Annotated in this window: 10 protein-coding genes; 5 read left to right on the forward strand and 5 right to left on the reverse strand. The window is 69.0% G+C overall.

The features are described from left to right. The 4 genes from mgtA to ald all read right to left on the reverse strand — a co-directional run bounded on the left by mgtA (window position 1) and on the right by ald (window position 6,989). A complete protein-coding gene (gene mgtA / locus ACFO6Q_RS08865; RefSeq protein WP_380020289.1) occupies window positions 1–2,652 on the reverse strand; it encodes a magnesium-translocating P-type ATPase in 2,652 nt (883 codons plus the stop codon). Window positions 2,653–2,804: 152 nt separating this feature from the next. Then, window positions 2,805–3,047 carry a hypothetical protein gene (locus ACFO6Q_RS08870; protein WP_380020290.1) on the reverse strand — a complete coding sequence of 81 codons (243 nt, stop codon included), beginning with the start codon at window positions 3,045–3,047 and terminating at the stop codon, window positions 2,805–2,807. A 349-nt stretch (window positions 3,048–3,396) separates the two neighbouring features. Beyond that, the gene (locus ACFO6Q_RS08875; RefSeq protein ID WP_380020725.1) at window positions 3,397–5,733 is read right to left on the reverse strand and encodes a DNA translocase FtsK; all 2,337 of its coding nucleotides are present in this window, start codon (window positions 5,731–5,733) and stop codon (window positions 3,397–3,399) included. Window positions 5,734–5,927: 194 nt separating this feature from the next. Further along, the gene (gene ald, locus ACFO6Q_RS08880) at window positions 5,928–6,989 is read right to left on the reverse strand and encodes an alanine dehydrogenase (RefSeq protein WP_380020291.1); all 1,062 of its coding nucleotides are present in this window, start codon (window positions 6,987–6,989) and stop codon (window positions 5,928–5,930) included. 219 nt (window positions 6,990–7,208) lie between these two features. Between ald and trxB the strand changes: the two genes are divergently transcribed. From trxB to infA, 5 genes are all read left to right on the forward strand, one after another. Then, window positions 7,209–8,159 carry a thioredoxin-disulfide reductase gene (trxB, locus tag ACFO6Q_RS08885; RefSeq protein ID WP_380020292.1) on the forward strand — a complete coding sequence of 317 codons (951 nt, stop codon included), beginning with the start codon at window positions 7,209–7,211 and terminating at the stop codon, window positions 8,157–8,159. A 109-nt stretch (window positions 8,160–8,268) separates the two neighbouring features. Then, window positions 8,269–9,426, forward strand: coding sequence for a GNAT family N-acetyltransferase (locus ACFO6Q_RS08890; RefSeq protein ID WP_380020293.1), 1,158 nt, complete (start codon window positions 8,269–8,271; stop codon window positions 9,424–9,426). After that, the gene (gene aat, locus ACFO6Q_RS08895) at window positions 9,423–10,154 is read left to right on the forward strand and encodes a leucyl/phenylalanyl-tRNA--protein transferase (RefSeq protein WP_380020294.1); all 732 of its coding nucleotides are present in this window, start codon (window positions 9,423–9,425) and stop codon (window positions 10,152–10,154) included. Before ACFO6Q_RS08890 ends, aat begins: the two co-directional genes overlap by 4 nt. A 312-nt stretch (window positions 10,155–10,466) precedes the next feature. Then, entirely contained in the window at window positions 10,467–11,243 is a 777-nt protein-coding gene (locus tag ACFO6Q_RS08900) for a ferredoxin--NADP reductase (RefSeq protein WP_380020295.1), read from the forward strand. 119 nt (window positions 11,244–11,362) lie between these two features. Further along, complete coding sequence (gene infA, locus ACFO6Q_RS08905; protein WP_343785901.1) at window positions 11,363–11,581, forward strand: translation initiation factor IF-1; 219 nt, start codon at window positions 11,363–11,365, stop codon at window positions 11,579–11,581. A 236-nt stretch (window positions 11,582–11,817) separates the two neighbouring features. Here infA and clpA read toward each other — a convergent pair whose 3' ends face one another. Beyond that, window positions 11,818–14,094: an ATP-dependent Clp protease ATP-binding subunit ClpA gene (gene clpA, locus ACFO6Q_RS08910; RefSeq protein ID WP_380020296.1), complete on the reverse strand. Its 2,277-nt coding sequence runs from the start codon at window positions 14,092–14,094 to the stop codon at window positions 11,818–11,820. Window positions 14,095–14,215: the final 121 nt, after the last annotated feature.

The raw sequence follows: 14,215 nt of genomic DNA on the forward strand, positions 1-14,215 counted from the left end.
TCACAGCCAGCGGCCGTAGCGGCGGATGTACCAGACCTTGACCGCCTGCGTCAGGCCGCAGTAGCACAGCAGCGTCAGCGCGAGCCAGCCGAAGTACGCCGCCGGCAGCGCCGTCATGCCGAGCTTGGCGCCGAGCGGCGTGAACGGGATCGCGATGCCGGCGAGCATGATCGCCGCGGTCAGGAACAGCACCGGCGCCGCCGCCCAGCTCTGCACGAACGGAATCCGCCGCGTGCGGATCATGTGCACGATCAGGGTCTGCGACAGCAGGCCCTCGACGAACCAGCCGGACTGGAACAGCCCTTCGTGCTGCGCCGAGTTCGCGCCGAACACGTGCCACATGAGCAGGAACGTGGTGACGTCGAAGATCGAGCTGATCGGCCCGATCCGCACCATGAAGCGGCCGATGTCGCCGGCGTCCCAGCGCTGCGGCCCGCGCAGGTATTCCTCGTCCATGCGATCGAACGGGATCGACAGCTGCGACAGGTCGTACAGCAGGTTCTGCACCAGCAGCTGCAGCGGCAGCATCGGCAGGAACGGCAGGAACGCGCTCGCCACCAGCACGCTGAACACGTTGCCGAAGTTCGAGCTGGCGGTCATCTTGATGTACTTCATGATGTTGCCGAAGGTGACGCGGCCTTCGATCACGCCCTCCTCCAGCACCATCAGGTTCTTCTCCAGCAGGATGATGTCGGCCGACTCCTTGGCAATGTCGGTGGCCGTGTCGACCGAGATGCCCACGTCGGCGCCGCGCAGCGCCGGCGCGTCGTTGATGCCGTCGCCGAGGAAGCCGACCGTGTGCCCGCCGCGCTGCAGCGCCTGCACCACGCGCGCCTTCTGCAGCGGCGACATCTTGGTGAACACGGTGGTGCGCCGGACCAGTTCGTCGAGCGCGTCGTCGTCGAGCGCCTCGATCTCGACGCCGCGCGCGGCGTGCTCGACCTCGAGCCCGACCTCGGCGCAGATCTTGCGCGTCACCGCCTCGTTGTCGCCGGTGACCACCTTGACCGCGACGCCGTGCTGGCGCAGCGCGGCGATCGCCGAGCGCGCCGTGTCCTTGGGCGGATCGAGAAACGCCAGGCAACCGATCGCGACCAGCTCGGCCTCGTCGGCGACGCCGTAGGCGCGCCCGGCCGGCGGCCGGTGCTGCACCGCCACGACGAGCACGCGCAGGCCGTCCTCGTTGAGCCGGCGCGTCATCGCGCGGATCGCGCCGCGCCGCTCCTCGGTCAGCGGCACGACCGCGTCGCCGGCCTTCTCGAACGCGCTGATCGCCAGCATCTCCTCGACCGCGCCCTTGCACACCAGCAGCTCGCCGCCGGCGCCGTCCGCGAGCACGACCGACATGCGCCGGCGCTGGAAGTCGAACGGAATCTCGTCGACGACGGCGTAGCGCTGCGCGAGAGGCTCCAGGTCGCGGTGCGCGAGCACGGCCTTGTCCATCAGGTTGCGCAGGCCGGTCTGGAAGTGGCTGTTGAGCCAGCCGTAGGCGAGCACCTCGTCGTTGTCGTCGCCGTCGAGGTCCAGGTGCCGCTCGAGCACGATCCGGTCCAGGGTCAGCGTGCCGGTCTTGTCGGTGCACAGCACGTCCATCGCGCCGAAGTTCTGGATCGCATCGAGACGCTTGACCACCACCTTGCGACGCGACATCGCCAGCGCGCCCTTGGCCAGGTTGGCGCTGACGATCATCGGCAGCATCTCCGGCGTCAGGCCGACCGCGATCGACAGGGCGAACAGGAACGCCTGCAGCCAGTCGCCCTTGTCCAGGCCGTTGATGACGAAGACGACCGGCACCATCACCGCCATGAAGCGGATCAGCAGCCAGCTCACGCCGCTCACGCCGCGGTCGAAGCTGGTCGGCGCGCGCTGGCCGACGAGGCTGCGCGCGAGCGAGCCGAGGTAGGTCAGGCGGCCGGTCGCCACCACTACGCCGACGGCCGTGCCGCTGACGACGTTGGTGCCCATGTAGCACACGCCGGGCAGGTCGAGCGGGCTGTCCGGAACGCCTCCGCGCGGGTGTGCGCCGGGCGGCAGCGGCGAAGGCGCGCTCTTCTCCACCGGCAGGGATTCGCCGGTCAGGATCGCCTGGCTGACGAACAGGTCCTTGGCCGTGAGCAGGCGCAGGTCGGCCGGCACCATGTCGCCGGCGGCCAGATGCACGATGTCGCCGGCGACCAGTTCGGCGACCGGCACCTCGATCGGCTCGGCGTGCCCGTCCTCGGCGCGGCGCGTGACGGTGGCGGTGTTGCGCACCATCGCCTTCAGGCGTTCGGCGTCGCGCGCGGAACGGAATTCCTGCGTGAAGCGCAGCAGCACGCTGATCGCCACCATCGCGCCGATGATCAGCGGCCCGGTCAGGTCGTCGGCATCGGTGACCAGTTGCACGCCGGCCAGCACCAGCAGGACGACGATGAACGGATTGGCGAACGCGTGCAGCAGCTGCAGCGTCCAGTGCGGCGGCTTCTCGTGCGCCACTTCGTTGAAGCCGTCGCGCTCGAGGCGGCGTTCGATCTCGTCCGCGCCCAAGCCGTGCAGGCCGCTGCCGAGTGCTTCCAGCAGCGCCTCGTTGGGGCGATGGGCTTCCTGCGCGGCGGCGAGTTGCGGGCGCGCGGCCGGCTTGCGGGCGGCGCTGTGGAGGTCGTGGTTCTTCATGGCTCGCGTTCCGTGGGAGGTTCGCCGCGCGGCGGCGCCGGACGCGAGCCGGCCGGATCAGGACGATCCTGGCGGGCACGCGTGCGGCGGACGCGGGCGAACGGGGAAGGAAAAAGGTGCTGGTGGCGGTTTCGGATCGTCGGGCATGGCGATCAGCCGCTGGCCGGAGCGGACGGCGTGCGCTGCCGGCAGCCGGACGCGGCGTCCCAATGGCAGGTCGGCAGCGTGCTGCGAGGATCGAGCGTCCAGTGAGCCGACAGTTCGACGCGCTGCGATTCGCGCCGCGGCGGCGGCACGGTGGCGCGATAGCGCGGGCGGCGGCGCCGCGCGAGGCCGAGGAAAACGAGAAGACCGCCGCGCACGCGCGACGGGAGGAACCGGGTGTTGAGCTGCATGGCTCGCCTCCGTGTTGCCCGATGGCAACCGCGAGGCGAGCCGGACTTCCCTAGTCGGGGAAGGATCCGGCCGACCCTGGCGGATCGCCGCAGGCGCCGAGTTGGATTTGCGACGCCGTCATCCGATGCTCGCGGAGGCCGGCGCAGCGACTAGGGTGGTCGTCCATATCGTCAGTGGTGGATGACAAGGGCCGCAGCGGCGTGGCGCCGTGCGGCGGCGCGGATTCTCTGCCTCGAAAAAGACCCCGTCAATCCCCGGCGCGCAAAAAAAAATCCGCAGCGCCAAGGCGGCTGCGGATCTTCGTGTCCGGGGGCGACAAGGCGCCTGCGCTCCGGGGCGCGGCGCCGGCTAGCGTTCCGGCGGCGGCGGCGCGAGCACGGTGCGGTTGCCGTTGGATTCGGCGGCGCTGACCACGCCGTCCTGCTCCATCTTCTCGATCATGCGCGCGGCGCGGTTGTAGCCGATCTTCAGGCGCCGCTGCACGCCGGAGATCGACGCGCGGCGCGACTCGGTGACGATCGCGACGGCCTGGTCATACAGCTCGTCGTAGTCACCGCCCTCGCCGCTGGACTCGTCCTCCGGCAGGCCGGATTCACCGATCACCTTGCCGTTGCCGAGCGACTGCACTTCCTCGAGCACGCCCTCGATGTAGTCCGGCTCGCCCTGCGCCTTCAGCCATTCGACCACCTTGTGCACCTCGTGGTCGTCGACGAAGGCGCCGTGCACGCGCTCGGGCGCGGCCGTGCCCGGCGGCAGGTAGAGCATGTCGCCGTGGCCGAGCAGCGTCTCCGCGCCGCTCTGGTCGAGGATCGTGCGCGAGTCGATCTTGGACGACACCTGGAACGCGATGCGCGTGGGAATGTTGGCCTTGATCAGGCCGGTGATGACGTCGACCGACGGACGCTGCGTGGCGAGGACCAGGTGCACGCCGGCCGCGCGCGCCTTCTGCGCCAGGCGCGCGATCAGCTCCTCGACCTTCTTGCCGACGATCATCATCATGTCGGCGAACTCGTCGATGATCACGACGATGTACGGCAGCGGCTGCAGCGGTTCGGCCACGCGCGAGGGCTGCGAGGCGTCGGGCCGGAACAGCGGATCGAGCAGCGGCTGGCCGGCGTCGTCGGCGTCCTTGACCTTCTTGTTGAAGCCGGCGAGGTTGCGCACGCCGACGGCGGCCATCAGCTTGTAGCGCCGCTCCATCTCGGCCACGCACCAGCGCAGCGCGTTGGCGGCCTCCTTCATGTCGGTCACGACCGGCGCGAGCAGATGCGGGATGCCCTGGTAGACGGACAGCTCGAGCATCTTCGGGTCGATCATGATCATGCGCACGTCGCGCGCGCTGGCCTTGTACAGCAGGCTCAGCACCATCGCGTTCAGCGCGACCGACTTGCCCGAGCCGGTGGTACCGGCGACCAGCAGGTGCGGCATCTTCTGCAGGTCGACCACCACCGGCGCGCCGCCGATGTCCTTGCCCAGGGCCAGCGCGAGCGGCGACTTCAGCGCGTCGTACTTGCCGGAGCTGAGGATCTCGGAGAGATAGACGATCTCGCGGTTGGTGTTGGGGATCTCCAGGCCAATCACCGACTTGCCCGGGATCACGTCGACCACGCGCACGCTGACCACCGACAGGCCGCGCGCGATGTCCTTGTCCAGGCTGGAGATCTGGCTGCCCTTGATACCGGGCGCCGGCTGCATCTCGAAGCGCGTGATGACCGGACCGGGATGCGCGCTGACCACCTGCGCCTCGATGCGGAAATCCTTCAGCTTGAACTCGACCTGGCGCGACAACGCCTCGAGGGTTTCCTCCGAATAGCCCTTCGCCTGCGGCTTGGGCTCGTCGAGCAGGGACAGCGGCGGCAGCTCGCCCTCGCTGGAGGCGCCGGCGAACAGCGGGATCTGCGTTTCGCGCTTGGCGCGCTCGCTCTTCTCGATCGGCGCGATCACCGGTTCGATCTTGACCGGCTCGCGCTTGGACTGCTTGACCGTCTCGACCTTGCGCACCACCTCGCGTTCGGCGCGCGCCTCGCGCGCGGCGTTCCAGTCCTCGGCCTTGCGCATCTTGCTGGCGACGCCGGCGCCGGCGCCGAGCAGGAAGCGGCCGATCACGTCCATGACCTTGAACCACGACAGGCCGGTCGCCAGGGTGATCGCGACCAGCAGCAGCGCGAGCAGGAACAGCCCGGCGCCGAGCGGCCCGAAGCTGTGCATGAGACCGTTGCCGATCGCGCGGCCGAGCACGCCGCCGCCGCCGGCCGGCAGGACGCTCGGTCCGCTCCAGTTGAGCCAGGCCAGGCCCGGCGCGGCGATGAAGAAAGCGACGAAGCCGACCAGCCGCAGCGCCGGCTCCAGCGGCGAGCGCTCCTGCGTGGTGGCGCCGCGCAGCACGACCGCGCCGACGACCAGCAGCAGCATCGGCAGCGTATAGGCCACCACGCCGATCAGGAAGAATTCGAGGTCGGCGATCCAGGCACCGAACGCGCCGCCGAAGTTGTGGATCGCGCGCGCCGGATCGCCGGCGTGCGAGAAGCCGGGGTCCTCGGCGCTGTAGGTCAGCAGGCAGGCGAACAGGTAGACCGCCAGCGGCAGCAACAGCAAGAACGCCGTCTCACGCAGGCGCTTGTGCCATCGCTCGTCGAGCCGGGGTGCCGGTTTGGATTCTTTCAGTACGCGAGCCACCCGTACAATCTACCCGAATTCCCCACTACAAGACATTGAGTGAATTGAAAAGATTTTCGCGCGGCCGCGCGCGAAGACCCGCAGCGGGTCGCGCACCATACCGACGTCATGCCCGCGGAAGCGGGCATCCATTTGCTTGCAACGCTACAGCGCTTTGGATTCCCGCTTTCGCGGGAATGACGTCGACTGGTGATTTCGAGCAATCAGCCCTTCAGCGCCGGATGGACGATCTTGCCGCCCTCGACGTTGATGCCCTTCTTCAGCGGCTCGAACTTCTTCCAGTTCTTGTCCGAGGCGAGACGGCTCACGTAGGGCAGGATCGCCGCGCAGATCGCCTGCGAGGAGGTCTGCGGCACCGCGCCCGGCATGTTGGTCACGCAGAAGTGCGTGACGCCGTCGACGACGTAGGTCGGGTCGGCGTAGGTGGTCGGCTTGGAGGTCTCGAAGCAGCCGCCCTGGTCGATCGAGATGTCCACCAGCACCGAGCCCGGCTCCATCGACTTGACCATCGCGCGCGTGACCACGTGCGGCGCCTTCGCGCTCGGGATCAGCACGGCGCCGATGACGAGGTCGGCGTTGCGGATCTCGCGCGCGACGGTTTCCTCGTACGGGTACAGCGCAGTGACGTTCGGCGCGAGGTTCATCATCTCGCGCAGGCGGTCCTGGCGCTTTTCGAACACGATCACGTTGGCGCCGCCGGCGGCGGCCAGCTCGGCCGAGTTGCGGCCGGCCGCGCCGGCGCCGAACACGATGACCTTGCCGCGCTCGGTCGACGGCAGGCCGCCGAGCAGCTTGCCCTTGCCACCGGCCGGCTGGTGCAGCAGGTGCGTGCCGATCTGCGTGGCGATGCGGCCGGCGATGATCGACATCGGCGCGAGCAGCGGCAGCGTGCCGTCGGCGTCCTCCACCGACTCGAACGCCACGCCGGTGAGGCCGATCTCGAGCAGGCGCTGGGTCAGCTTCGGATCGGGCGCCAGGTGCAGGTAGCAGAACAGCAGGTGGTCCTTGCGCAGCAGCTTGAGATCGCCGGCGATCGGCTCCTTCACCTTGACGATCAGCTCGCCCGCTTCGTAGAGCTTCTTCGCGGTCGGCGCGATCTTCACGCCGACGCTCTCGAAATCCTCGTCCTTGAAGCCGCTCTTCAGGCCGGCTCCGGCCTGCACGTAGACCTCGTGGCCGCGGCGCACGAGATCGCCGCAGGCGGCCGGCACGAGCGCGACGCGCCCTTCCAGGGTCTTGGTTTCCGAAGGCACACCGATACGCATTGCAGGATTTCCTCTAGGGGACGATCAGCCAATCACGGACGGCGCCTTGAATCGTGCCCGCATTCCCTCCATTCTCCGTGGCTCCCCGCATGACTGCGCGCCGCTATGCGACGACGTAGGAATGCCGGGAAGAATCGGACCCGCCGGCGACGGATCATTCGTGCCGGCATCGGAAGAAACGCCACGAGTCGGTCGCCTCGAAAGCGGCCCGGATTATACATGAGCACTGCCAAGCACTCGCGCCTGATCATTCTCGGTTCCGGCCCCGCCGGCTACACCGCCGCGGTGTACGCCGCGCGCGCCAACCTCAAGCCCACGCTGATCACCGGCCTGGCCCAGGGCGGCCAGCTGATGACGACGACCGACGTCGACAACTGGCCCGGCGACGTCGAGGGCCTGCAGGGTCCGGACCTGATGCGCCGCATGGCCGAGCACGCCGAGCGCTTCGACACCGAAATGGTGTTCGACCACATTCACAGCACCGACCTGTCGCAGCGTCCGTTCCGCCTCAAGGGCGACGCCGGCGAGTACACCTGCGACGCGCTGATCATCACCACCGGCGCCACCGCGAAGTACCTGGGCATCCGCTCGGAGGAGCACTTCAAGGGCAAGGGCGTGTCCGCCTGCGCGACCTGCGACGGCTTCTTCTTCCGCGAGCAGGAAGTCGCCGTCGTCGGCGGCGGCAACACCGCCGTCGAGGAAGCGCTGTACCTGTCCAACATCTGCCGCAAGGTCACGCTGGTGCATCGCCGCGACAAGCTGCGCGCCGAGAAGATCATGCAGGACAAGCTGTTCGAGAAGCAGCGCGCCGGCAAGATCGACATCATCTGGAACCACGCGGTGGACGAGGTGCTCGGCGACGACGCGGGCGTCACCGGTCTGCGCCTGCGCAGCACGCAGGACGGCGCGACGCGCGAGATCGCGGTCACCGGCGCCTTCATCGCGATCGGCCACACGCCCAACACCTCGATCTTCGAAGGCCAGCTCGAGATGAGCAACGGCTACATCAAGATCCGCACCGGTCTGGAAGGCGGCGCGACCGCGACCAGCGTGCCCGGCGTGTTCGCCGCCGGCGACGTCGCCGACCAGGTCTATCGCCAGGCCGTGACCTCGGCCGGCTTCGGCTGCATGGCGGCGCTGGATGCCGAGAAGTTCCTCGACAAGGGCTGAGGCGAAGCGGAAGCCTGAAACACGAAGGACACGAAGAGAAGCGGAAGATGGGCTTTTCCCTGGTGTTCTGCGTGCCCTTCGGGTTTCGATCGTTCGCCCCGAATCCCGCATGACGACAGCGCGCTTCTACCCACGGCTCGACGACATCCCGGCCGCGGCCTGGAACGCGCTGCGCGCGGACGACAACCCGTTCCTCGACCACGCGTTCTTGAGCGGGCTCGAACGGCACGGCTGCGTCGATCCGCGCACCGGCTGGCAGCCGCATCATCTGGCGCTGTACGACGGCGAACGCCTGGTCGCCGCGGCGCCGCTGTATCTGAAGGGCAATTCGCACGGCGAGTTCGTGTTCGACTGGTCGTGGGCGCACGCCTACGAACAGCACGGCCTGGACTACTACCCCAAGCTGCTCTGCGCGGTGCCCTATTCGCCGGTGACCGGCCCGCGCCTGCTGGTCGGCGCCGGCCACGACGCGGCGGCGCTGCGCGCGACCCTGGTCGCGACGATGCGCGCCGAGGCCGAGCGCCTGCGCCTGTCCTCGGTGCATCTGAACTTCGCCAGCGCCGCCGACGCCGAGGCGTTCGCCGGCGGCGACTGGCTGGCGCGCTTCGACTGGCAGTTCCACTGGCGCAACGCTCCCTCCGAAAGCGGTGCCGGCTGGCGCGACTTCGACGACTTCCTCGGCGCGCTCAACCACAAGAAGCGCAAGAACATCCGCCACGAACGCTCGCGCGTCGGGCGCGCCGGCGTCGTCTGCGAAATCCGCCACGGCGACGAACTCGACGACGCCCAGTGGCAGGCGCTGCACGACTTCTACCTGGCCACCTTCGACGACAAGGGCAACTACGCGGCGCTGACATTGGAGTTCTTCCGCCATCTCGGCCGCACCCTGCCGCGCCAGGTGGTCGCCGTGCTGTGCCGACGCGGCGAACGGCTGATCGCCGGCGCGCTGATGCTGCGCAGCTCGACCACGCTGTACGGCCGCTACTGGGGCGCACACGAGAACGTCGAGGCGCTGCACTTCGAGGCCTGCTACTACCAGGGCATCGAGTACTGCCTGCGCGAAGGGCTGACCGCCTTCGAGCCCGGCGCGCAGGGCGAGCACAAGCTCGCACGCGGCTTCCTGCCCACGCGCACGCGCTCGTTCCACTGGGTCGCCGACACGCGCTTCCGCCAGGCGATCGGCGACGCGCTGCGGCGCGAGGCACAGGCGCTGGACGGCTATCGCGACGACCTGCTCGCGCATTCCCCGTACGCGCAGCGCCCGTGATCCGGTTGCCGTTCCTCGATCCCGATCGCGCCGAGGCCTTTCCGCCGGTCGAGCGTGCGCTGGCCGAGCCCGACGGCCTGCTCGCCGCCGGCGGCGACCTGTCGCCCGAACGCCTGCTCGCCGCGTACCGGCGCGGCGTCTTCCCGTGGTTCTCCGACGGCGAACCGATCCTGTGGTGGTCGCCGTCGCGGCGCACGGTGTTCGACACGGCCGCGATGCACGTGCCGCGCCGGCTCGCGCGCTGGCTGCGCGGCTGCGACTGGACGATCCGCGCCGACAGCGCGTTCGGCGCGGTGATGCGCGCCTGCGCGGCGCCGCGCGCGAAGCAGCGCGGCACCTGGATCAGCGCCGAGATGATCGCCGCGTACGAGCGCCTGCACGCGCTCGGCCATGCACATTCGGTCGAGGCCTGGGACGGCGACCGCCTCGTCGGCGGCGTCTACGGTGTCGCGCTCGGCCGCATGTTCTTCGGCGAGTCGATGTTCAGCGCGGCGACGAACGGCTCGAAGGTCGCCCTGCTCGGCCTGGCCCGCGCGCTGCGCGAACGCGACGTCCCGCTGCTCGACGCGCAGGTCGCCTCCGATCACCTGTTCACGCTCGGCGCGTTCGAGCTGCCGCGCGGCGAGTTCTGCACGCGCGTGGCCCGGCTCGTCGCGGCGCCCGCCTCCGCCGGCCCATGGCGCGGACAGCGCCTGCCGCCGGCGCGCGAACTCGCGCTGTCGCGATGACCGCCGCGGAGCGCTTCGCGGCCGTCGCGTATTGCCTGCAAAGATGAGAATAACTATCATTAACATTCATGCCGGGTACGCCTCGCGGCCTCCCGACCGCCGCGACGTCCCCGACGAAATCCAGGCAGAAGGACGGATCGCGCGCCGCCAAGCACAGCGCCCAGGCGCGAGGCCGCCGTCCTTCCACCGACGTCTCCTTGTGCCGCCCGCACGGCCGATCCCGACCCGGGACATCGCGCCGTATCGCCCCTCACGCCCTCTCATCGCACAATGTACGGTTCTCTTCGCTCCGATCCCCCGCTCCGCTCCGAAATGACCCAGCACGCCGTCGAACGCGTCACCCACGTCCACCACTGGAACGACAGCCTGTTCTCGTTCCGCACCACGCGCGACCCCGGCCTGCGCTTCACCAGCGGCCAGTTCCTGATGATCGGGCTGCCGGCGGAAGGCCGCCCGCTGATGCGCGCCTACAGCATCGCCAGCCCGGCCTGGGCCGAATACCTCGAGTTCTTCAGCATCAAGGTCGAGAACGGCCAGCTCACCTCGCGCCTGCAGCACCTGCAGGTCGGCGACGAGCTCCTGGTCAGCCGCAAGCCGACCGGCACCCTGGTGCTGCACGACCTGCATCCGGGCCGCCACCTGTACCTGCTCGGCACCGGCACCGGGCTCGCCCCGTTCATCAGCCTGATCCAGGACCCCGAGGTGCTGGAAGCCTACGACCGCATCGTGGTCGCGCACGGCGTGCGCGAGATCGGCGACCTCGCCTATGCGCAGTTCATCGAGCGCGAGCTGCCGCAGCACGAATTCCTCGGCGAGCTGGCGCGCGAGAAGCTGATCTACCAGCCCAGCGTCACGCGCGAGCGCTTCCGCACGCAGGGCCGCATCACCGACCTGATCGCCGACGGCCGCCTCGCCGAACTGTCCGGCCTGCCGCCGCTGCATCCGGCGCGCGACCGCCTGATGATCTGCGGCAGCCCGGCCATGCTGGCCGACACGCGCCGGCTGCTCGACGAGCGCGGCTTCGCCGCTTCGCCGCGCTCGGGCCACCCCGGCGACTACGTGTTCGAACGCGCCTTCGTGGAGAAATAACGCCTAGCGCGCCGGGCGGAACGGGCCCGATTCGGGCCGTTTGCTTCACGCCACGCTCCGATCGTGGCAGAATCGCGCGCCTTTCTGGGCCGCTCAGGCCCCGCCAACCCAAGGGAACAATGTCCAAAGACGACGTCATCGAGATGGAGGGGACGATTCTCGAAACCCTTCCGAACACGATGTTCCGCGTGAAGCTCGAGAACGGCCACGTGGTGACGGCCCACATCTCCGGCCGCATGCGCAAGAACTACATCCGCATCCTCACCGGCGACAAGGTCAAGGTGGAGATGACTCCGTACGACCTGACCAAGGGTCGCATCACGTACCGCATGAAGTGAGTCCGGGACGCACTCGGTCCCCGTGCGCAGGCGCACGCCGGACCGGGCTCTGATTCCCGCGCGCTTCATCCTCCCGCTCCGCGCGCCCGATCGCAGCGCGACGCCCCGGGAGCATTCTTCCAGGCTCCCCGCAGCGCCCGACGCATCCGCCGCGCACGCCGCGCCGGCACCGGCGGGGCCGAAACGAAAAACGGCGCCGCGAGGGCGCCGTTTTCCGGAACTTCCCGGAGCGCGGGCTACTCGACCACGGCCGGCAGCTTCTCCGCCGTCTCGCAATCGACCGCCAGCTTGCCGTCCTTCAGCGACAGCAGCACCTTGCCGCCTTCGGCGAGCTTGCCGAACAGCAGTTCGTCGGCGAGCAGGCGCTTGACGTTGTCCTGGATCACCCGCGCCATCGGCCGCGCGCCCATCTGCGGATCGAAGCCGTTCTCGGCCAGCCAGCGGCGCGCGTCGGCGTCGACGGTCAGCGAGACATGCTTCTCCTGCAGCTGCATCTCCAGCTCGATCAGGAACTTGTCCACCACGCGCAGGACGTGCTCGAAATCGAGCGCGTTGAACTGCACGACCGCGTCCAGGCGGTTGCGGAATTCCGGCGTGAAGGTGCGCTTGAGCGTCTCCATCGCGTCGGTCTGGTGATTCTGCTCGACGAAGCCGATCGTGCGCCGCGCCGCGGCCTGCGCGCCGACGTTCGTCGTCATCACCACGATGACGTTCTTGAAGTTCGCCTCGCGCCCGTTGGTGTCGGTCAGCGCGCCGCGGTCCATGATCTGCAGCAGCACGTTGTAGACGTCCGGATGCGCCTTCTCGATCTCGTCGAGCAGCAGCACGCTGTGCGGATGCTTGACGATCTGCTCGGTCAGCAGGCCGCCCTGGTCGAAGCCGACGTAGCCCGGCGGCGCGCCGATCAGGCGTGACACCGAATGCGCTTCCATGTACTCGGACATGTCGAAGCGCACCAGCTCGATGCCCAGCTGCATCGCCAGCTGGCGCGTGACCTCGGTCTTGCCGACGCCGGTCGGGCCGGTCAGCAGGAAGTTGCCGATCGGCTTGTTCGGATTGCCCAGGCCCGAACGCGCCATCTTGATTGCGCTGGTCAGCGCGTCGATCGCGGCGTCCTGGCCGAACACGACCATCTTCAGGTTGCGGTCGAGGTTGCGCAGCACGTCGCGGTCCGAGGCCGAGACCTGCTTGGGCGGGATGCGCGCCATGCGCGCGACGATGAACTCGATGTCCGGCACGTCGACGCGGCCGCTGCGGTCCTGCACCGGCAGCAGGTGCTGGCGCGCGCCGGCCTCGTCGATCACGTCGATCGCCTTGTCCGGCAGCAGGCGGTCGGCGATGTGCTTGACCGACAGGTCCACCGCCGCCTTCAGCGCGTCGTTGGTGTACTCGACCTTGTGGTGCTCCTCGAAGCGCGGCTTCAGTCCCTTCAGGATCTCGAAGCTGTCGGCGATCGAAGGCTCGACCACGTCGATCTTCTGGAAGCGCCGCGCCAGCGCGCGGTCCTTCTCGAACACGCCGCGGTATTCCTGGAACGTGGTCGAGCCGATGCAGCGCAGTTCGCCCGAGGCGAGCACCGGCTTGATCAGGTTCGACGCGTCCATCGTGCCGCCCGACGCCGAACCGGCGCCGATGATGGTGTGGATCTCGTCGATGAACAGGATCGCGCCCGGCTCCTTCTTCAGCTGCGCGAGCACGCCCTTCAGGCGCTTTTCGAAATCGCCGCGGTACTTGGTGCCGGCGACCAGCGCGCCGAGGTCGAGCGCCCAGATCGTCGCGTCCTGGAGCACCTCGGGCACTTCGCCGTCGACGATGCGCTTGGCCAGGCCTTCGGCGAGCGCGGTCTTGCCGACGCCGGCCTCGCCGACGTAGAGCGGATTGTTCTTGCGGCGGCGGCACAGCACCTGGATCGTGCGCTCGATCTCCTCGTGGCGGCCGATCAGCGGATCGATCTTGCCCTGCCGGGCCTGGTCGTTGAGGTTGCTAGCGTACTCGGCCAGCGGATTGCCGCGCGCTTCCTCGCCGCCCTCGCCTTCCTTGCCGGGTTCGCCGCCGGCCGGCTGCGCGCCGGACTCGTGGCCGAGCTTGGCGATGCCGTGCGAGATGTAGTTGACGACGTCGAGCCGCGTGATGTCCTGCTGGCCGAGGAAGTAGACCGCGTGCGAGTCCTTCTCGCCGAAGATCGCGACCAGCACGTTGGCGCCGGTGACTTCCTTCCGGCCCGAGGACTGCACGTGGTAGACCGCCCGCTGCAGCACGCGCTGGAAGCCGAGCGTCGGCTGCGTGTCGCGCTCGTCGTTGGGCGGCAGCACCGGAACGGTTTCGGTGATGATGGAACGCAGGTCGCGGGCGAGCTTGGCGGCGTCCGCGTTGCAGGCGCGCAGCACGGCCGTGGCCGAAGCGTTGTCGAGAAGCGCCAGCAGCAGGTGCTCGACGGTCATGAACTCGTGCCGCTGTTCACGCGCGTCCTTGTAGCACTGGCCGATGGTGGCTTCGAGATCCTTGCTGAACATGCGAGGGGTGCCTCCGTAATTCGCTGCGGACGATATGCGGGCCGTCCGCGCCGGGTTCAATCAGGCCCGTTCCCGAGGAAACGAACGAAGCCATTCGCGCCGTTCCTCTCCCTCTCCCGCT

Source organism: Dokdonella ginsengisoli (assembly GCF_042652785.1).
Classification (GTDB): Bacteria; Pseudomonadota; Gammaproteobacteria; order Xanthomonadales; family Rhodanobacteraceae; genus Dokdonella_A; species Dokdonella_A ginsengisoli.